The 20,624-nt window shown below is 53.8% G+C and carries 17 protein-coding genes; 9 read left to right on the plus strand and 8 right to left on the minus strand.

What is annotated here, in order from left to right; genetic code table 11:
• The first annotated feature begins 36 nt into the window (after positions 1-36).
• Both rpoZ and spoT read left to right on the plus strand, forming a co-directional pair.
• On the plus strand, positions 37-249 hold the full coding sequence (gene rpoZ, locus P2G53_RS11115; RefSeq protein WP_275817206.1) for a DNA-directed RNA polymerase subunit omega: 213 nt from the start codon (positions 37-39) through the stop codon (positions 247-249).
• A gap of 119 nt (positions 250-368) precedes the next feature.
• Complete coding sequence (gene spoT / locus P2G53_RS11120) at positions 369-2,498, plus strand: bifunctional GTP diphosphokinase/guanosine-3',5'-bis pyrophosphate 3'-pyrophosphohydrolase (RefSeq protein ID WP_275817208.1); 2,130 nt, start codon at positions 369-371, stop codon at positions 2,496-2,498.
• Positions 2,499-2,502: 4 nt separating this feature from the next.
• Here spoT and ggt read toward each other — a convergent pair whose 3' ends face one another.
• Entirely contained in the window at positions 2,503-4,272 is a 1,770-nt protein-coding gene (ggt, locus tag P2G53_RS11125) for a gamma-glutamyltransferase (protein ID WP_275817210.1), read from the minus strand.
• A 91-nt stretch (positions 4,273-4,363) separates the two neighbouring features.
• Between ggt and P2G53_RS11130 the strand changes: the two genes are divergently transcribed.
• Positions 4,364-5,680: an HDOD domain-containing protein gene (locus P2G53_RS11130; RefSeq protein ID WP_275817211.1), complete on the plus strand. Its 1,317-nt coding sequence runs from the start codon at positions 4,364-4,366 to the stop codon at positions 5,678-5,680.
• On the opposite strand, the gene P2G53_RS11135 is transcribed toward P2G53_RS11130, so the two are convergent.
• Positions 5,677-7,617 (minus strand): ATP-binding cassette domain-containing protein, encoded by a 1,941-nt coding sequence (locus P2G53_RS11135; protein WP_275817212.1) that lies wholly within the window; start codon positions 7,615-7,617, stop codon positions 5,677-5,679. The genes P2G53_RS11130 and P2G53_RS11135 overlap by 4 nt on opposite strands.
• Here P2G53_RS11135 and P2G53_RS11140 point away from each other — a divergent pair.
• Together P2G53_RS11140 and P2G53_RS11145 are read left to right on the plus strand one after the other, a co-directional pair.
• Positions 7,616-8,131, plus strand: a complete 516-nt coding sequence (locus P2G53_RS11140; RefSeq protein ID WP_275817214.1) for a TIGR02444 family protein — start codon at positions 7,616-7,618, stop codon at positions 8,129-8,131. The two genes, P2G53_RS11135 and P2G53_RS11140, sit on opposite strands and share 2 nt — an antisense overlap.
• Before the next feature lie 158 nt (positions 8,132-8,289).
• A complete protein-coding gene (locus P2G53_RS11145; RefSeq protein WP_275817216.1) occupies positions 8,290-9,015 on the plus strand; it encodes an FKBP-type peptidyl-prolyl cis-trans isomerase in 726 nt (241 codons plus the stop codon).
• Positions 9,016-9,077: 62 nt separating this feature from the next.
• On the opposite strand, the gene P2G53_RS11150 is transcribed toward P2G53_RS11145, so the two are convergent.
• Positions 9,078-10,061 carry a hypothetical protein gene (locus P2G53_RS11150; RefSeq protein ID WP_275817218.1) on the minus strand — a complete coding sequence of 328 codons (984 nt, stop codon included), beginning with the start codon at positions 10,059-10,061 and terminating at the stop codon, positions 9,078-9,080.
• A 4-nt stretch (positions 10,062-10,065) separates the two neighbouring features.
• Positions 10,066-10,536, minus strand: coding sequence for a sigma D regulator (gene rsd / locus P2G53_RS11155; RefSeq protein ID WP_275817220.1), 471 nt, complete (start codon positions 10,534-10,536; stop codon positions 10,066-10,068).
• Between the two features lie 204 nt (positions 10,537-10,740).
• Here rsd and P2G53_RS11160 point away from each other — a divergent pair, with 204 nt between their 5' ends.
• Complete coding sequence (locus tag P2G53_RS11160; RefSeq protein ID WP_275817222.1) at positions 10,741-11,145, plus strand: flagellar basal body-associated FliL family protein; 405 nt, start codon at positions 10,741-10,743, stop codon at positions 11,143-11,145.
• 2 nt (positions 11,146-11,147) lie between these two features.
• On the opposite strand, the gene gshA is transcribed toward P2G53_RS11160, so the two are convergent.
• Positions 11,148-12,713: a glutamate--cysteine ligase gene (gshA, locus tag P2G53_RS11165; protein WP_275817224.1), complete on the minus strand. Its 1,566-nt coding sequence runs from the start codon at positions 12,711-12,713 to the stop codon at positions 11,148-11,150.
• 92 nt (positions 12,714-12,805) lie between these two features.
• On the minus strand, positions 12,806-14,242 hold the full coding sequence (pyk, locus tag P2G53_RS11170; protein ID WP_275817226.1) for a pyruvate kinase: 1,437 nt from the start codon (positions 14,240-14,242) through the stop codon (positions 12,806-12,808).
• Between the two features lie 134 nt (positions 14,243-14,376).
• Here pyk and P2G53_RS11175 point away from each other — a divergent pair, with 134 nt between their 5' ends.
• From P2G53_RS11175 to P2G53_RS11185, 3 genes are all read left to right on the plus strand, one after another.
• Positions 14,377-16,635: an ATP-binding protein gene (locus P2G53_RS11175; protein ID WP_275817228.1), complete on the plus strand. Its 2,259-nt coding sequence runs from the start codon at positions 14,377-14,379 to the stop codon at positions 16,633-16,635.
• Positions 16,636-16,653: 18 nt separating this feature from the next.
• Positions 16,654-18,033 (plus strand): sigma-54 dependent transcriptional regulator, encoded by a 1,380-nt coding sequence (locus P2G53_RS11180; RefSeq protein WP_275817230.1) that lies wholly within the window; start codon positions 16,654-16,656, stop codon positions 18,031-18,033.
• Positions 18,034-18,264: 231 nt separating this feature from the next.
• Positions 18,265-19,437: an alginate export family protein gene (locus tag P2G53_RS11185; RefSeq protein ID WP_275817232.1), complete on the plus strand. Its 1,173-nt coding sequence runs from the start codon at positions 18,265-18,267 to the stop codon at positions 19,435-19,437.
• A 207-nt stretch (positions 19,438-19,644) separates the two neighbouring features.
• On the opposite strand, the gene P2G53_RS11190 is transcribed toward P2G53_RS11185, so the two are convergent.
• Positions 19,645-20,004 (minus strand): VOC family protein, encoded by a 360-nt coding sequence (locus tag P2G53_RS11190; protein ID WP_275817234.1) that lies wholly within the window; start codon positions 20,002-20,004, stop codon positions 19,645-19,647.
• Between the two features lie 117 nt (positions 20,005-20,121).
• Positions 20,122-20,577 (minus strand): RDD family protein, encoded by a 456-nt coding sequence (locus P2G53_RS11195; protein ID WP_275817236.1) that lies wholly within the window; start codon positions 20,575-20,577, stop codon positions 20,122-20,124.
• Positions 20,578-20,624: the final 47 nt, after the last annotated feature.

Here is a 20,624-nt window from a genome sequence, read left to right on the forward strand (position 1 = left end):
GTCTCCTTTCCGTAAGATTTTTAGATTGAGGTCACCATGGCACGCGTTACCGTTGAAGATTGCCTGGAAAACGTGGATAACCGCTTCCAATTGGTGCTGGTTGCAGCTAAACGCGCGCGTCAGCTGGCTACCGGTGGTAAAGAAGCTAAGGTTGAGTGGGAAAACGACAAACCAACAGTCGTTGCCCTGCGTGAAATTGCAGATGGTCTGGTGGGTCGTACCGTTCTGGACGAAAACGATCACGACTGATCTGCGACTGCAGCGTCTTTCGGGGCGCTGCATCTGCCCAATCCCTTTCCCTCCAGCCCTGAATACGGCATGATCCTTAGTAAGGGTGCTCTATAGTTGTAAGAGGCACCGGAGGAATTATGTCCAGCATCGACGAACTGTCATATCAATTGAATACCTATATGGATCCATCGCTGATCCAGCAGGTTCGTCGTTCCTATTTTTATGCCGAACAGGCCCATGACGGTCAGAAACGCAAAAGTGGTGAGCCCTATGTGACCCACCCTCTGGCAGCGGCTGGCATTCTTGCTGAAATGCGCATGGATCATCAGAGTCTGATGGCTGCCATGCTGCATGACGTCATTGAAGACACCGAAATTACCTACGAAGGTCTCGAGTCACAGTTTGGTACAGTGGTGGCGGATATCGTCGATGGTGTCTCCAAGCTGACCCATCTGGAATTCGAAACCCGGGCCGAAGCGCAAGCCAGCAACTTTCAGAAAATGGTGCTGGCGATGGCGGAGGATATCCGCGTTATTCTGGTCAAACTGGCGGATCGGTTGCACAACATGCGTACCCTGGGCGCCATGCCGCCGGTTAAGCAGCGCCGCATCGCCCGCGAAACCCTCGATATCTATGCGCCGATCGCCGCGCGTCTCGGGATGCGTGACCTGCAGGTTGAGTTGGAAGATCTGGCGTTTCAGGCCTATTACCCGATGCGAGCCCGCTATATTCGCCGGGCAGTTGTTAAAGCGCGTGGTCAACGCAAAGACGTCATCAGTGGTATTCAGCAGGCGATTGAGCAACGTCTGGCGCAGGAAGGTTTGTCTGGACAGGTGACGGGGCGTGAAAAGCACCTGTACAGCATCTATTCCAAGATGAAGGCGCAGGGTAAATCCTTCGCCGAAATAATGGATGTGTTTGCTTTCAGAATTGTGACGGATTCCGTGGATGATTGTTACCGCATCCTGGGGTCGGTGCACAATCTCTACAAACCGGTATTGGGTCGGTTTAAAGATTACATCGCCATTCCTAAAGCCAATGGCTATCAGTCACTGCACACGGACCTGTTTGGTTCGCATGACATCACCATAGAGGTGCAGATTCGTACTCATGAGATGGATGCGGTGGCCAGCCAGGGTGTTGCCGAACACAGCATGTACAAAGCCAACCGTACAGACAGTGGCAACGACTCTGAAAGTGCTCAGGACTCCTATCACCGTGCCCGTAAGTGGGTTCAGGGCCTGCTGGAGATGCATAAAAGCGCGGGTAACTCGATGGAGTTTATCGACAGCGTTAAATCCGATCTTTTCCCTGATGAAGTCTATGTTTTTACGCCAAAAGGCAAAATCATGGAATTGCCTCGGGGGGCAACGGCTGTAGACTTCGCTTACGCCGTGCATACCGCAGTAGGGAACTCCTGTGTTTCCTGTCGTATTAACCGTCGTTTGGCACCCTTGTCGCAACCGCTGCTGAACGGTCAGACCGTTGAGATCATCACCACTAAAGCCGCCCAGCCGAATATGGCCTGGCTGAATTTTGTGGTCACGGGTAAGGCTCGCTCGGCGATTCGGCATTACCTGAAAAATCAGCAGCGTCACGAATCTGTAGCCCTGGGGACCCGTCTTCTGAACCAGTTCCTCGGCAACTACAACATCACGCTGGCGGATGTCTCACAGGCAAAACTTGAGCATGTACTGTCACAGGCGGGGCTTAAGACACTGGATGACCTGCTGGAAGATATCGGGCAGGGCAACCGGATGGCTTATGTGGTGGCCCGTCAGTTACGACCAGATGAGTCCGAACTGGCTGAAGCGGATCACTCCAACAGCCCACTGGCGATTAAGGGCACTGAAGGCACCATGCTGCACTATGCCAAGTGTTGCCGTCCGATTCCGGGAGATCTGATAGTCGGTCATATCAGTGCCGGACGCGGGCTGGTGGTCCATCAGGTGGATTGCCGGAATATTGATTATCTGCGTGATGATCCGGAGAAGTGTGTCTATCTGGAGTGGTCATCCACCCAGGATCAGGAGTTTCCGGTGGACCTGCACTGTGAGGTGCAGAGTCATCGCGGCATCATCGCCGAGCTGGCCTCTGCAGTTGCCAGTGTCGGGGCCGATGTGTTGTCCATTGATCTTGGTCGCCATGAAGGTGAGCTGGCGCAGGTGAAGATGGAAGTCAGTGTGAAAGACCGTGTGCACCTGGCGCGGGTGCTGAAAAAACTACGTCACCTCAAAACCGTCAGCCGAATCAGTCGCAGCGAATAGTCGCTTATTCGCTGATTGCCCTGCCTTCTCGCCGTGGATCAACACCACTCTCCCAGCCACCTTGTGGCAGTCTTCTGAATGCATGCAGGCCGCTGTTAAGATCCCGAATTTTTACGTCATGGCCCATCTCTTCCAGGACTGATTGCCAATTCACGGCAGAGGTATCGGCTTCCAGTTCTGTCTGGCCATTGCGGTTACTGATATGGGGCTGAGAGACCACCTCCTGCAGACTCAGGGGGGTGTTCAGCATCAGCAGCAGGCTTTGTGCGACATAACTGATGATACGGCTGCCACCGGGTGATCCGACGGCGGCATAGAGCTGATTATTCTGGTCAAACACCATAAAGGGCGCCATGGAACTGCGCGGTCGTTTACCGGGCTGCACCCGATTGGCGACCCATTTCCCCTCCCTGTCCCTAGGGGTAAAGGAAAAATCGGTGAGCTGATTATTTAACAGAAAACCACCGACCATCAGGGTAGAGCCGAAGGCCATCTCTATGCTGCTGGTCATCGACATCGCATTGCCCCACTGATCAACCACCACAAAGTGGCTGGTGGAGGGTTGCTCGGGCGATAAGCTGTCCTGCCAGTCAGGGGAGGTTCCGGGTGGCTGACCTGCCTGGGCGGTGCCATCATCAAAATTTGGGTTCATCAGCGCTGCACGCTGTTTTAGGTAGTCGGTATTAAGCAGTCCGGCCACCGGGACGGGGACAAAATCACTGTCGGCCAGATAGCGCTGGCGGTCAGCAAAGGCGAGTCTCGACGCCTGAGTAAACAGGTGGTTAAAGCGAGGATTATCAGGCGCCACGGTCAGCCCCTTGACCTGCTCCAGCAGCTTAAGGATCTGCAATACGGCGATCCCGCCCGAGGTGGGTGGTGGAAAACCGCAGACCCGGTAAGCCAGATAAGGCTGACAGAGCGCGCTGCGTCGAACGGCTTTGTAGTTACTCAGATCCTCGTTACTCAGATGCCCCGGATTATCCGGCACGGTTTGCACCGCCTTACTGATGGCCGCAGCCAGTGGGCCGGTATAAAACGCATCAGCGCCACGGTTGGCAATTTCGGTCAGGCTATAGGCCAACGCCGGGTTTTTGCGCAGGTAACCCACGGGTAGCGGACTGCCATCGGGCAGATAGAAATATTCCCGGCTGGCTTCATACCGGTTCAGTCCCGGATTGATGCCACTGGCGATAAGCTTATGCAGTCTGGGTGTGACCGAAAACCCAAAATGGGCCTGGTGTATGGCCGGCTGAAACAGATTCTTCCAGGGTTGTTTGCCGTGCTGCCGGTGTGCCATATCGAGCATTCTGACGACACCGGGCACGCCCACAGCGCGGCCGCCTACCAGGGCCGTTTGCCAGCTCACCGGTGTATCGCCTTGCATAAATAGGCTTTCGTCTACTGTAGCTGGCGCGGTTTCCCGGCCATCATAGGCGTTCAGCATCTGTTTTTCGGCATCCCAATACAGCATAAAGCCACCTCCGCCAATACCGGAGGACTGGGGTTCTACCAATGTCAGCATGGCCTGTATGGCCACGGCCGCATCAGCAGCCGTGCCACCCTGGCGTAAAATGCTCATACCGGCCCGGCTGGCAAGGGGATGGGCACTAACGACCAGTGCCTGATGGCCGATAACAGTGCTATGGGTCTGTATGCCTGTTGCAGACTCCGGGGCGAGGTTTTCCTCAACAGCAGACAGTTGAGCTGAAAACAGGCAGCCGAGCCCCAACCAGAAAGCGTACCGCAATAGCCCGCGGTAGTAGGGAAACTCCATGATGTTGTAATAAGTCCGTTAACGACGTGTTGGAATTTTCGCTACTAATCTACGCTTTAGATTGCGTCATGACCATAGAGGGAGAGGGAAATTGGCAATCGGCGTCAGAATTCCAGAAGGCCATGCTGACTCAATGTTACGTATGGTGCTGTTGCATGACAGCGAAAGTAAGGTGTTGGCGATCATGCCGGCCCAGTCCTTGTTAAATTTATCCGTTGTGTGGAAACAAACGCACCGTCAGTTACAGCCGGTGCGGCATGAAGATGTCTGTCGTTTTTTTAATCAGGATGCGTTGCAGCGTGAAGCCGGTCAAAAGAAACTGCTCTCGCTACCCCTGCTGATCGACCCACAATGTCTTAAACACGATAAAAGCGAGCTGATCGAGCTTTGCTCAGGTTTTAGTTTTCCCGTCACGCGGGCGGATTTTGCCGGTGCTGTGCCCTGTCAACTGTCTGTGACCACGGCGGAGATCGCGGCCGAGCAGCCCAGCGGTGATGATGAAACCGTGATCACCCGTGCAGTGGAACGGTTTACCGCACTGCGCATTAAACAACGCCTGGAAGATACGCTGGATCTGCCTTCGTTGTCGCCCACTGTGCAGCAGATCATTATGTTGCGTTCAGACCCGGATGCGGGAGTGGCGGATCTGGTCCCGGTGGTGAAGGTGGACCCCAGTCTGTCAGCTCAGGTGATGAGCTGGGCCGCGTCGCCCTACTATGCGGCCCCGGGCGATGTGCATTCGATTGATGATGCTGTGATTCGGGTGCTGGGTTTTGATCTGGTGGTGAATATGGCGCTGGGCACCGGCATGGGCAAGGTATTGAAAGTGCCGAAAGACGGTCCCCGGGGCGGCACGCCGTTCTGGTTACAGTCGGTCTACAATGCCTGTCTGGCGGAGAAACTCTGTAAGCAGATGCCTGCGGACATTCGGCCACAGCCGGGTATGGCCTATCTGGCTGGGTTGCTGCACAACTTTGGTTATCTGGTACTGGCACATCTGTTTGCGCCGCAGTTTTCACTGCTGATCCGTTACATTGAGGCAAACCCGCACTTTCAGTTGCATCAGGTTGAACAGCAGGTTTTGAATGTGACGCGTGAGCAGATAGGCAGCTGGCTGCTGTCCAGCTGGGCTTTGCCGGAAGCAGTCTGCACCGGAATTCGTCACCAGAACCAGCCTGGTTACACGGGTGAGCATGCCCATATGGCACAGCTACTTTACCTTGCTAACCGGATGCTGAGACAGGAAGGGTTAGCAGATGGTCCGTTGGAAGAGCCTGCTCCTGAAGTCTACAAAACGCTGGGGCTGACCCCGGAGCAAGCGCGTGCAGCTCTGGATAAACTGCTGACAGAGGACAGTGCTATTCGTGCGCTGTCCACCATGCTGGAGCAGCCAGGCCAGGTGGCTTAAAGCGCGGCTGCATCGATCTCGGCCTGCAGAGCCTCCAATTGTTCCTGCAGGCTGAGCCATTCCTCTTCGGCCTCATCGTTTTGCTGCTTAAACTGGGTTTGTTGTTGCAGCAACGTTTTCAGGCGATCTTTGTGTGCTTCGGTATAAAGCTCGCTGTCGGATAACTCGGATTCGATGACCGAGAGCCGGGCCTGAGCCGATTCCATGGTTTTTTCAAGGTTTTCAATCGCTTTACGCAGAGGTCGTAACTGATTACGCCGTTCTGCATCCAGACGTTTTTGTTCCTTGCGCTCTGCGGCGCTGAGTGAACGTTTTTCACTGCCCGATTCTGAAATCTCGGCGGCTGCAGTGTTGGCCGTGGCCTGACGTTTTTGCTGAATCAGCCACTGCTGGTAGTCATCCAGATCACCGGCAAACGGTGCCACTTCGCCATTAGCGACCAGTAAAAACTCATCCACGGTATTGCGCAGCAGATGACGGTCATGGGATACCAGAATCAGCGCCCCTTCAAAACTTTGTACGGCCATGGTCAGGGCGTGCCGTACTTCAAGATCCAGATGGTTGGTTGGTTCGTCCATCAGCAACAGGTTTGGTTTCTGCCAGGCCAGCATCGCCAGCGCAACACGGGCTTTTTCGCCGCCGGAAAAGGTGCTGACCTGCTCCAGCGCCTGATCGCCATGGAAACCAAAACTGCCGAGAAAATCCCGTATCTCCTGGTCTGTACGCAACGGTGTCATGCGTTTCAGGTGCAGGGCAGGTGAGGCATCCAGATCCAGTGCTTCCAGCTGATGCTGGGCAAAATAACCTACCTTGAGATGCTCGCCTCGGTGGGATTCGCCACTGAGCAGGGCCAGATCTCCCACCAGAGTTTTGACCAGCGTGGATTTACCGGCACCATTGGGGCCCAGTAAACCAATGCGGGAGCCTGGTGCCAGATTAAGTTTCACCTGACGCAGTATGGGTTTGCCGGGATAACCGCAGTCGGCTTTATCCAGTGTCAGCAACGGGTTGGATAGCTTTTCATTGGCATCAAAGCGGAAACTGAAGGGGCTGTCGACATGGGCGGGCGCAATGCTCTCCATACGCTCCAGCTCTTTCAATCGGCTCTGCGCCTGTTTTGCTTTGGAGGCTTTGGCCCGGAAACGACGGACAAAATCTTCAATCTGGGCAATGCGCTCCTGCTGTTTTACAAAAGCGGATTGTTGCTGCGCCAGACGCGCTGCGCGCTGGCGTTCGAAATCAGAATAGCCGCCCTTATAGAGCTGCAGCTGGCGCTGCTCCAGATGCACTACATGGGTGACGACGTTATCGAGAAAGTCGCGGTCATGCGAGATCAGCATCAACATGCCCGGGTACTGACGCAGCCACTGCTCCAGCCAGATAGTGGCGTCCAGATCCAGGTGGTTGGTGGGTTCATCAAGCAGTAACAGATCGGACGGACGCATCAACGCCTGAGCCAGATTGAGGCGGATACGCCAGCCGCCGGAAAAGTCTTTCACGCTGCGGCTAATATCTGCGGGGGCAAAGCCCAGGCCGTCCAGCAACTGTGCGGCCCGTGCCTCTGCGCTATAGCCGTTATGGCTGTCCAGCTCAGCATGCAGACTGCCGATGTGAGCATGGTTCTCTTCCTGCTCGGCATGAAGCAGTGCCTGCTGAATCCGGCGCAGCTCGGTGTCTCCGTCCAGCACATAATCGAGAGCACTGCGGTCCGTAGCAGGAACTTCCTGTGCCATGTGGGCAATACGCAGACCACCGGGCAGCAGCAGATCGCCCTGATCCTGATGCAGTTCCCCCAGCAGCAGTTTAAATAGCGATGACTTGCCGGCACCGTTGGCACCGACAAAACCGATTTTCCAGCCATCATGCAGAGTCAGGGAAGCCTGCTCTAGCAATGGGTTGCGGCCGCGTTGTAAGCTGAGGTTCTGTATTTGAATCATGGCGCGGATTCTATCAATAGCGATGGCACTGGAAAATGCACTCTGGCACTTTGCCCTGAAATTTTATGCTCAGCCAGGGGTGGAAGCGGCTTGTCTGGAACTGCAAAACCGCTTTGGACTGAGTATTAACCGTCTGATCTGGTCATGCTGGGCGGCGCAACAGGGTATCCAGCTCAGCGCGGATGATTTTGTGGAGACCCCGGCGCAGCAGTGGCAACAGCAGATCACCGCCCCTTTACGGGAGGTGCGCTACCGCGTGCGCCAGCAGCGCGTAGACCAGCCAGAGCTGGATGCCTGTTATCAGGCGCTGCGCAAGGCGGAACTGGCGTGTGAGCAGGTTGAACTGTCATTGCTTTATGCCTCAGTGCAGGACCGAATTCCAGTTCCAGATAAAGTTGATCTGCTGCAGGTGAATTTGAAGCAGTATCTGCAAAGTCGCGCTCTTAAGGGAGAGGAGATCTGGACGGTTCTTAAGCCGTTGCTGGAGGCGGCAGAACAAATCAATCATGGCTAAGGCTGGCGAGTCGATGAACTTTACGGTTTAATCGTCCACTAAGGTAGCATCGAATCAGCCTCGCTTATCTCTGTTGCGCAGCTGTTTGAGCCATTTAACCCCGCAGGTGCATAGGCGGGTATTTTTTCAATTATAAGTATTAAAGGATTTGAGCAATCATGAAAAAAACATTGCTGGCCGTTGCCCTGAGTGTAGGCATGGTTTCTCCGCTGGTGAGCGCCGTGGAGCTGAAAACCGAAGATCAGAAAGTCAGCTACAGTGTGGGTTTGATGGTAGGTGAGCAGCTGAAAACCATCGATAATTTTGATTTCGAAGCGTTCCTTGCGGCTGCAAAAGCGGTGTATCAGGACAAAGAGCCTCAGATGACAGTTGAAGAAGTGCGTACTGTGATGAAGGCTTTCCAGGACCGCAAAATGGAAGAGAAAAAAGCCGAATTTGCCAAGCTGAGCCAGGATAATCTGGATAAAGGTAAGGCTTACATGGCGGAAAACGGTAAAAAGAAAGGCGTGAAAACCACTGACTCCGGCCTGCAGTATGAAGAGCTGACGGCGGGTAAAGGTGCAATGCCAAAAGCGACCGATACCGTTAAAGTGCATTACCGCGGTACCCTGATCGATGGCACTGAATTTGACAGCTCTTATTCACGTAATGAACCTGTTTCATTCCCGCTGGACGGTGTGATTCCAGGCTGGACCGAAGGTCTGCAGCTGATCAAAGAGGGCGGCAAAGCACGTCTGGTGATCCCTTCTGAGCTGGCCTATGGCCCGGGCGGTATGGGTAATGCGATTGGCCCTAACGAAACACTGGTGTTCGAGGTTGAGCTGCTGAAGGTTAACCCAACTGAAGAAGATGAAAAGGTAGCTGGCGAAAAAGCCGCTAACTAAGTCTTTGTCTAAATTGAAAAAGCCGGTCTTATGACCGGCTTTTTTGTGTCTTTAAAGCTGGCTTAGCGTAACTGGTTGAGGATGCCGTTGGAGCTGATAGCGAAATAACTGCCATCAGGACCAAAGGCCAGCGCGTATACACCGGCGTGTACCGGACCGTAGGGATCACGTTTATGCACGCGCCAGGCTTTCAGTACTGTGCCGTCGGCAACACTCCATAACTGCACTAATCCGGCGGCGGTACCGGTGAGTAATTGCTCACCATCATCAGAAAAGCGGGCGCTAAGATAGCTGACCCGTTGCTGTTTGATACTGTTGATATCACTGAGTGTGTGCAGGATTTCGCCGGTTTGGGTATCCCAGATGATCGCTTTGTCGAGACTGCCGGAACTGAAAGCTCGCTGGGCATCCGGCGACAAGGCAACCGTATCGACCACGTTACCGAGAGTGATGGATTGTAACTCGGTACCCTGCTGTATATCCCAGAAGCGGGTTTTGTAGGCATCAGAGCCGGTCAGTGCAAAACGACCGTCGACGCTCAGGTCAACGCTGCGTACCCGTGCGTCATGGCGCAGTGTGCGTTTGATACCGCCCTGTTTCACATCAAACAACACCGCGGTATGGTCAGCCAGCCCTAACAGCGCGAAGTTGCCGGCCGGTGACAGGTCGAGCTGCATGATTTCTGCCGGTGCACTCCAGAATGCGCGGGGCTGGCCGGAGGTGACTTCCCACAGTACCAGGTCCTGTTGGGTTGCAGTGACGGCATAATCTGCGTTGGGTGAAAATGCGGCAGCAGAAATGATACTGAAACCCTGATTAACATGATTCCAGTCAAACAGCCGCTCTTTTGATTGAATATCCCACAGGCTACCGCCGTGGTTGAAAGAACCCACCACGGCAAGTCGGCCATCATCAGACAGGCTGGCGCTGTAGGCACCGCCTATCGCCAGCTCTTCCCAACTGGTGGGTGATGTGGCGTTATCACAGCCGACCAGGGTCAAACACCCCACAAGCAGCGCAATTTTGACTGGCTGACGCCCAAACATCTGGTTAGCCTGTAACAAGATCCTGATGCGAGGTATGGAGGATCTGAATCATCTGATCTTCCAGTTCAAAACGCTCTTCCAGGGCTTCCCCTAAACGGGAAAGCTTTTCAGAAAACTCACGAATGGACTGCACGCTGAACTGCATACGCTGGGCGCAATCATCATTGAAGTCGAGCGCAATGTCCGTGGTGTTCTGGATTCTGGGCAGTAGCGCCTGAGCTTTTTCAAGGCTGCCATCATTGTATTCGTTGCCTTCGAGCAGTAACTGCTCGTACACCTCGAAGTGACCAAAGGAAAGGTAATCCATCATCACCTGACAAAAGCGAGCGATGTTGTCGTTCAATTGGTCATCAATGGGGTGTTCCGGTAGGTGCACATAGAGGCTGATCAGTGTTTGCCGCTCGTCCAGCCAGTTATCAACGATCTGGCTGACACCGCCCCAACGCTCCTTGGCATTTTTGCATTTTTCCAACATGGTGTGCTCCGGGCTTTCTTCTTTTTTATTATTTGAATATCCACTGGATGGCTGCGCAATGGCAGACCGACATAGACCCATCATATGCCCATGAGATTTTTCGGGCAATGCTCAGCAGATCGAAAAATGGCGTAACCGTTTGAGAGTTGCTTGGCAGATGGCCACAGGTATACTGCCTGTATTGATCCTCTGAGGAAGCTGAAAATGCTGGTGCGTTTGTTAATCTGTCTGATATTGAGTGTGGCTCCGCTAACGGTCATGGCGGAAGATCCCGCTCCTGAAAAAGAGTCGGATTACGTAAGTTACATAGAGCTTAAGCCCTTTATCACCAACTTTGGCGGGCAGGGCCAGACGCGGTTTCTGAAGTGTGAAGTCAGTATCCAGGTGGGCAGCTCTGAGGCGCACCACGCGGTTAACCACCATATGGCGCATATTCGCAATGATCTGGTGTTTTTACTCAGTGCGCAGACTGAAGACACTGTAAAGACGGTGGAAGCGCAGCAGATTCTGGCGAAAAAAGCGCTGGATAAAGTGCAGAAAATTTTGCTGGATGAAGAGGGCGAAGCGTTTGTCTCCGACCTCTTCTTTACCAGCTTTGTGGTGCAGTAAGCTTAGTTGGCCAGATAGCTGGCCAGAAAACTGTCAAAATCAGGTGCCGGTGCTGCTTCCAGCGCCGCCTGAGCCTGCAAGGATGCTTCCGATTGACTGCGCAGTGTGCTGAACAGATCCTGATTCAGTGGACTGGCACTCAGCGTCTGCTGATGCAACTGACTCTGTTGCATAACAAATGCCGCATGGCTCAGATGCTGATCACGCATCGCGGCTAAGACCTGTGCCGAGGGTGTCAGTGAACTGTCCAGTAGCTTAGCCTTCTGTATTGCCAGCGTTTCAGAGTAGCGCGTGTTTTGATTAACACGATCCAGCGTTGCAGCGGTAAGACTTAGCTGTTCCAGCAGCGCAATCCCCCAGTCCTGCAGCGCAATCGCTTCCCCTTTAAAGGTCAATGTAAGACCCGGTTCCCGACCACGATTAACCACCCTTTGCTGGTTTTCACTGATCTCGCCGCACTCTGCTGCAGAGATATCGTCATCGCCCATAAACAGGCAACTGAGCAGAAACAGGTTGAGGAAATCGGCTTCTGCCGCATCAATGCCGACCGGCAGGAAGGGATTGATGTCGATATTGCGCACTTCGATATACTCCACACCCCGGTTCATCAGGGCGTGAATCGGTTTTTCACCGGAGCGAATCACCCGTTTAGGGCGGATGTCACTGTAATATTCGTTTTCAATCTGCAGGATATTGCTGTTGAGCTGACGGTATTGCCCGTCTACCTTGATACCGATCTTTTCATAGGGCGGATGCGGGGTATGGATCGCCTGGTGCAATGAATTCAGATAGGTATTGAGCTGGTTAAAACAGATACCGAGACTGGACTGGGCCTTGTTGGAGTAACCCAGATCGCTCATGCGCAGGGAAGTCGCCCAGGGCAGGTAGAGGGTTTCATCATCAAACTGCTCAAGGTTATGCGGCTTGTCCTTCATAAAGCTGCTGCACAGAGCCGGTGAGGCGCCAAACAGATACAACAGCAGCCATGAATAACGGCGGAAGTTGCGGATCAGGGCAAAATAAGCCGCTGACTGAAAACCCTGCAGGGGTGTATTGGAGCCTTTGTACTGCTGATACAGCGGCCAGAAACCGCAGGGCAGCGAGAAGTTGTAATGAATGCCGGCAATGGTCTGCATGGCACGTCCGTAACGGTGCTCAAGTCCGACCCGGTAGATATGCTTTAGCTGACCAATATTGGAGCTGCCATACTCGGCGATGGGGATCTGGTCCGCCGGTGGCAATTCGCCCGGCATGCTGCCGCCCCAGATCTGTTCATCGGAGAGCTGGGTGTAGGCGTACCGGTGCAGGTCGGCAAGATATTCAATACCTTGTTCCGGCTGGCTGAAAACCGGCGTAATAAATTCCAGCAGTGCTTCAGAGTAGTCAGTCGTGATCTGCTCATGGGTTAACGCAGAACCGAGTCCGCGCGGGTGCGGTTGTTGCGAAAGCTGACCTTGCTGGTCCACGCGCAAACCTTCTTTTTCGATCCCGTGTTGCAGTTGGCTGAGCAGGTGTTCCTGGCCTGATGTTTTAAGCCAGGTCAGTGACTGGGCGAGTGAACTTGGCAAACGTATATCCTCTGAAACCGCCGTGAAGGGGTGCATTATAGTAGAGCAGGGGTGAAATACTCTATGTTTAAAAAGCCCCGTTCAGTGTGGGGCTATTCGACCTTCAGTACCTGCAGGGTGTTGGTTCCGGCATGCTCGCCCAGGACAGAACCGTGGGTCAGGATCACCAGATCACCGCTGTTCAGCAGGCCGCGAGCGCGTAGTCCGGCCAGTACTTCCTGATACAGTGATTCTTCAGGGATTGCAGTGGCATCAAACAGCAGGCCCTCAACGCCGCGATACAGGGCTACCCGGCGCAGGGTTTGTTCATTGCGGCTTAGGGCATAGATGGGCAGACCAGAGCGAATACGCGACATCCACAGCGGGGTGGAGCCCGATTCAGTCAGGCAGATGATGGCTTTAACGCCGGTCAGGTTATTGGCGGTATACATGGCCGAGCGGGCAATCGCTTCATCAAAACGCGCCAGCGGTTTGCTGGGTGCAGTGGGACTGCGACGCGCCAGCTGGTGTTTTTCTGCGCCCTGACAGATAGAGGTCATCGCTTTAACTACCTCAACCGGGTGGCTGCCAGCCGCCGTTTCGGCGGACAGCATCACCGCATCGGTACCATCAAGGATGGCATTGGCCACATCAAACACTTCGGCACGGGTGGGCATTGGATTCTGGATCATGCTCTCCATCATCTGGGTCGCCGTGATCACGACACGGTTCAGTTCGCGGGCCCGTTTAATGATGTGTTTCTGCACGCCAATCAGTTCGGCATCACCAATTTCCACCCCCAGATCGCCGCGGGCGACCATCACACCGTCGCTGGCCATGATAATGGCGTCCAGTGCTTCGGCACTGGTGACGGTTTCGGCGCGTTCAACTTTGGCGATAATTTCGGCACGGCCATCGGCGGCACGCAGTAACTGACGGGCTTCGTTGAGGTCGTCAGCGGTGCGCGGGAAAGAGACCGCGACGTAATCCATGTCCAGCTCGGCAGCCAGTTTGATATCACGTTTGTCTTTGTCGGTGAGTGCCGCGGCAGAGAGACCCCCGCCCTGCAGGTTGATGCCTTTATTGTTGGACAAAGTCCCGCCAATCACCACTTCGGTTTTAACCTGGCTGCCTTCGACCGCAGTCACCCGCAACTGAATGCGGCCATCGTCCAGCATCAGAATATCGCCGGTTTTGCAGTCCTGCGGCAGGTCTTTGTAATCCAGTCCCACCTGATGTTGATCGCCGGACATCGTGCCCAGGTTGGCATCCAGTGTAAACGCATCACCGTTGGCGAGTTGAATCTTGCCCTCTTTAAACTTGGCGATACGAATTTTCGGTCCCTGCAAATCCCCCAGTATTGCCACAGCCAGCCCAAGCTTACGTGCCGCTTCACGCACTTCACTCGCGCGTCGTCGGTGATCATCGGCCACGCCATGTGAGAAGTTCAGGCGTACGGTGTTTACCCCGGCGCGCAGGATCTGCTCAAGTACATTGCTTTCGTCAGTGGCGGGTCCCAGGGTGGCGACAATCTTGGTGCGCTTCAACATGGTTGAGATTTGCTCCATAGGGCAGAAGGGTTAGACTCAATAGAACAGGGCATACCATACTCCCCTTTCTAAGGGATGTCAGGCCGGACAAACGGGCTGAAACGTCCATGCTTATTACAGGTTAGACATAAACGATGACATCGGAAATAACCAGCGGCTGGAAATCCTATCGGAGTTTGATCCTGTTGTTGCTGGTGCTGATTTTTCTGGCGGTGATTGGCAAAACAGCAGAAATCAGCCAGCAGCGCGGTTACGAGGAGCTGCAACAGCGTAGCGCCACTAACCTCAATCGTTACCTGATCAGTTTGCAGCAGAAACTGGAGCGATACCGTGATCTGCCCAGCCTGCTTTCGACCCACTCATTGTTAGTGCAAACGCTGTTGCAACCTGATGATAGGGGAGTGGCCGCAGACGCCAGTGTTTACCTTGAGTATGTGAACCACACCGTCGGCAGTGCGGATGTCTATCTGATGGCAATGGATGGCACTACACTCGCCGCCAGTAACTGGGCAGAAGCCCGCTCCTTTGTGGGCAGTAATTATGCGTTCCGCCCCTATTTTAAAGACGCGGTGAAAGGCCGTGCCGGCCAGTACTTTGCTTTGGGTACGGTATCGAAAAAACGCGGCTATTACTTCTCCTATCCGGTGTATGCCAATCTGCAGGTGATCGGAGTTGTGGTGGTTAAAATTGACCTGAATGACATCGAGGCAGACTGGAGTGATCCGGATCAGGACCTGCTGGTAACGGATGAGGACGGTGTCATTTTTATCTCCACCCGCGAAGAGTGGAAATTCAAAACCCTGCGGCCGCTGAACCAACCAGACCTGCAGCGTATTATTGAGAGCCTGCGTTACGGCGACCATACCCTGACGGCGCTGGATATTGTTGATCGCAAACCAAGACCAGATGGCAGTGAACTGATCACGCTGGTAGAAGGGGACCGCATCAGCAGTCCTGCACTGGATGGTGTGAAAGCCCGGGAATATCTGGTGCAGACCCGTCGCCTGGAAGGCTCAGGGTTGAGTGTAGTGGCACTGGCCAGCACCCGGCCGGTTGCTGTGCGGATGGTGTCTGCCACCGTGACCAGCGGTTTTGTCTATGTTGCACTGGTTCTGCTGGTACTGTTTCTGGTCACCCGGCATCGTATTCAGCGTGAACGCCTGCGCTTCAAGCAGAAAGAAACCCAGGCATTGGAAGCCAACGAACAGCGGGTGCGGGCGATTATCGACAGCACCCAGGCCGGATTGATCACGCTGGACAGTCAGGGGCGAATCGAAAGTTTCAATACCATGGCGGAAAGGCTGTTTGGCTATAACCAGGCTGAGATCGTGGGTGAGTATTTCAGCAAGCTGCTGTCGCAGGGTGACCGGCCAATCTGCTGGCACTATCTGACATCGGACCCGGCGCACCGTACACAAGAGCTGACCATTGAAGCCCGCGCCGTACGCAACGACCATAGTACCTTTCCGGTGGATCTGATTATCGGCGAAATGGTCTATGGTCCGATTAAGCGTTTTCTGGTGACCATCCACGACATCACCCAGCGTAAACAGTTTGAAGATGCGCTTGAACACGCCCGTGAGCTGCTGGAGCAGCGTGTTGAAGAACGAACGCTGGATCTGACCCGGGCCAACAGTCAGCTCAGAGACGAAGCGGAAAAACATAAAAGCACGCAGGATCAGTTGATTCAGACCGCTAAACTGGCGGTGCTGGGGCAGATGTCTGCCGGGATCAACCACGAACTGAATCAGCCGCTGACAGCGATTCGCACCTATGCCGACAACGCCCGGGCGTTTCTGGCACTGGGCAAACCGGAAACGGTGAATGCCAATCTGCAGGAGATCAGCGGCCTGACTGAACGCATGGCGAAGATCATCCATCCATTGAAAGAGTTCTCCCGCAAATCCTCCGGCGCACCTGAACCGGTTTGCCTGAAGAATGTACGTGACGGGGCTATGTCGATCCTGTACGGCAAACTGAGTAAAGTGCACGCTGCGGTGGAATGGCCGGGGCAGCTGGAGCAGTATTTTGTGATGGGCGATACCGTCCGGCTGGAGCAGGTCTTTGTAAATCTGATCGGCAATGCGCTACAGGCGATGGAAGATCAGGATCAGCCGCGTATCGAAATCACTCTGCAGGAACGGACTGATGAGATTGAGATCGCTCTGCGTGATTATGGCCCGGGCATCCCCAAGGCAGAATTGAGCCGGGTATTTGAGCCATTTTACACCACCAAAAAAGCGGGGCAGGGATTAGGGCTTGGTTTGTCTATTTCGCACCGTATTATGGTCAATCTGGGTGGCCAGCTGAGTGCCCGCAACCATCCGGAGGGTGGTGCGGTGTTTATATTAATCCTGCCGAAAGTCACCACGCAGGACCGGGCAACAGGTTAAGTACGTTAAGGGTTATTGATGCATACAGAAACTGAACAGCCAGTCATGCTGGTGGACGATGAACAGCACATTCGTCTTGCCGCGGGACAGGCGCTGGAACTGGGTGGATATGCGGTGCAGCTCCATGAGTGTGCAGAAACCGCACTGGCAGCACTCAGTGCCGACTGGCCCGGTGTGCTGGTAACAGACATTAACCTGCCCGGTATGGATGGCCTGAAGCTGCTGGAAGCTGTGCAAAAACTGGATGACAGCCTGCCGGTGATCCTGATTACCGGTCACGGTGATATCTCCATGGCGGTCAATGCCATGCGCTCGGGTGCCTATGACTTTATTGAAAAGCCCTTTTCGTCCGAGCTGCTGACCGATGTAGTTCGCCGGGCCATGGAAAAACGCAGTCTGGTGGCTGAAAACCGACGGCTGCGTAAAGAACTGGAGGCCCAGAGTGCTCCCGGCCCCCGCGTAATCGGCAATACCCCACAGATCGCCCAGCTGCGTCAGGTGGTGCACCGTATTGCGGATACCCCGGCAGATATTCTGATTCTGGGTGAAACCGGCACCGGTAAAGACCTTTTGGCGCGTTACATACATGAACACAGTCAGCGTCGTGGCAAGAATTTTGTGGCGATCAACTGCGGTGCGGTGCCGGAAAACCTGATCGAATCCGAGTTGTTTGGTCATGAAAAGGGGGCTTTTACCGATGCCCGTACCCAACGCATCGGTAAATTTGAACACGCTAACGGTGGCACCCTGTTTCTGGATGAAATTGAAAGCATGCCGCTGGCGCTGCAGATCAGATTGCTGCGGGTACTGGAGGAACGCAGTATCGAACGCCTGGGTTCAAACGTGACCATCCCGCTGGACCTGCGGGTTGTTGCCGCAACCAAGGTGGATCTGCGTGAAGCGGCGGACCGTGGCAGTTTCCGGGAAGACCTGTATTACCGGCTTAATGTGGTGCGGGTCGATATTCCGCCACTGCGGGAGCGGCGGGAAGACATTGGCATGCTGTTTCAGCACTTTGCCCTGATTGCGTCCTCGCAGTATGGCCGCGAGGTACCGCTGCTGTCACCGGAGCGTATGCACAGCCTGATGACCCATGACTGGCCAGGCAACGTCAGGGAGCTGCGTAATCTGGCAGAGCGCTACGTGTTGCTGGGTGAGAGCTGTACCTTCGACTTTGAAAACCGTCCCATTACGGATCTGAACCATCAAGCCAGTCTGTCGCTGGCGGAACGGGTCGAGCAGTTTGAACGGTTGCTGATTCAGGCGGAATTGTCACGTTGTGGGGGGTCTATCAAAGAAACCCAGCAAGGCTTAGGTCTGCCGCGTAAAACACTCTACGACAAGATGAAGAAATACGGTTTGGATAAAAGTGACTTCAAACCGGAACCGGGCGCTTGATCGTTGGTCCAAACTAATTGGTGTATTTTAAATGCATTAAAATAATGCAGTGTTGCACTTTTATTACACACGATTTCATTTTTTGCTGCACCACAGCAAAACAAGCTAGCGCCAAAGATGTGCAAAAAATATATTTTTAGCCTGTTTTGCTAAAGGTGTATTGCTAAAACATCTAATTGGCACAGCCCTTGCTCTATCAGGGTTAATCTATAACCTGATAAGGAGCAATCCATGATCGCCTTCCCCCCCCGTATGATTCTGGCTGCCGCCATTGCTTCAGTTATTCTGACGCCGGTACAGGCTGCTGAATCGATCGCAGAAGCGTTTACTAACGGTAAAACCAACGTAAGTTTTCGCCTGCGTTACGAAGATGTGAATGATGATGCTGCTGAAGATGCAGAAGCACTGACCCTGAAGAGCCGAATCACTTTTACCACTGACAGCTACAAAGGCTTCTCTGCCCTGCTGGAAGTGGACGACGTGACCGAGCTGGATAACGTGACCTATACCGATGGTGTTACCAATCGTGGAACGACTCCGATTGTTGACCCTGAAGATACTGACGTAAACCAGGCTTACCTGGCGTACACTACTGGCGCAACAACCGTGAAAGTTGGTCGTCAGCGCATCCTGCTGGATAACCAGCGTTTTGTGGGTGGCGTAGGTTTCCGTCAGAACGAACAGACCTATGACGCGCTGTCCATCACCAACACCTCACTGCCAGATACCACCCTGTTCTACAGCTATATCTCGTCTGTAAACGGCATCACCGGTACTGACGTTGAGCACGAAACTCACCTGGTTAACGCCAAATATACCGGCCTGCCAATCGGTGCGCTGAGTGCGTACTACTACAGCATTGAGCTGGAAGATGCCGATGACAGCCTGGATACCTACGGTGTGCGTTTGTCCGGCAGCAAGCCAGCAGGCGATGCAAAAATCCTTTATACCGCTGAATATGCAACTCAGGAAAACGTGGGTGGCACTGCAGAACCTGATTACTACGTAGTAGAAGGTGGTGTCAGCGTTGCGGGCGTTACCGCTAAACTGGGTTACGAAGTGCTGGGCTCTGATGAAGGCGTAGGTTTCAATACTCCGCTGGCAACCAAGCACAAGTTCCAGGGTTGGGCTGATATGTTCCTGGCAACCCCAGGTGCAGGTATTGAAGACCTGTATTTCTCTGTGGGTACCACGCTGGCCGGTATCAAACTGCTGGCGGTTTACCACGACTACGAGTCTGACGAAGGTTCTCTGGACTTCGGTGACGAGTGGGGCTTCCTGGCTGCGAAAAGCTTTGGCAAAAACTACGGTCTTGAACTGAAGTACGCCAGCTATGACGCCGGTAAAGACATCGCTAAAGAAGACAAATCCAAACTGTGGCTGACCGCTACAGCGAAGTTCTGATCTCTCCCCGAGCTGTCTGACAGCTCCACTGGCAATGCCGGTAAGGATGCCTCACCCCTTCGGGGCATCCATGGGCCGCCTTCGGGCGGCCTGTTTTATTTTGCGGTGCAGTAATTAATGGGGCGATTACTTTGTGCTGTGAATGGCCGCTTCCATATTGCTTTATCCTGATGTGAAACAGCCCTTGCCTGGTGCCGAGTAACACTGTCAGCTAACAACATCCGACCAGACCGCAAACTCATTGCCGCTGGGTTCGGTAAAGTGGAAACGTCGTCCACCCGGGAATTCAAAAATCGGTTTCACAACCTCACCTCCCGCGGCTGTCACGCGAGACAAGGTAGCTTCCAGCGCCTGACTGTAAAACACCAGCAATGCACCACCGTTCGCGGTGCTGGAACAGAGATCCGCCCTGAAAAAACCACCGTCCAGCCCCTGATCTGAAAAGGCCGTGTAGTCCGGGCCATAGTCCACAAAGTCCCAACCAAAGGCCTGTTCAAAAAACTGTTTGGTGGCAGTCAGATCGGCTGCTGCAAATTCGACGTAATTGAGTTTTTCATGTTGATTCATGGCTTTGGTCCGACGTGAATTAGGTTGCAGTTATTAATATAGCCAGCCAAATCTATAGAGGCAGCGAATGCTGCCTCCTGCTGAGCATATAAACCAATATAGGATTGGAGGGGCAGGCTACATCTCGGATTCAAATTGCACGGGTACCTTACCTGTCTCACGGATAACCACGGTTCCGGCAAGTTTGTCGTGCCACCCTTGTTTTTTCTTGTCGATACCCACCCAGATAATGCCCAGACCGAAGGGTAAAACAGCAACTAAGTACGCAAAATAACGACCAACAGCCTGCCATACGCTCATTCTTTGACCGGTGGCTGCGTCAACAACCCGCAGGTTGGTTGCCATCTTTCCGGGCGTTGCACAGAACCGTCGCCACAGCCAAATGGTGGCAATAAACGGGGCGACATACCCCAGCATCACATCCCAGAAACCATAAATAAATCGTGATCCTGTCCAATACTCCTGACCGTAGATCATGCTTAAAGGGATCGTTAGCAGAATAACAATCAATATCATGTCGATGAGAGATGCGCCGACGCGAATCCAAAAACCAGCATATTCCTTGCTTTCCATGGGTAAGGTCCTTTCTTGATGTTTAATTTTCAGTGTTTAACCTCGAT

It is taken from the genome of Neptuniibacter sp. CAU 1671 (assembly GCF_029222905.1).
Lineage (GTDB): Bacteria > Pseudomonadota > Gammaproteobacteria > Pseudomonadales > Balneatricaceae > Neptuniibacter.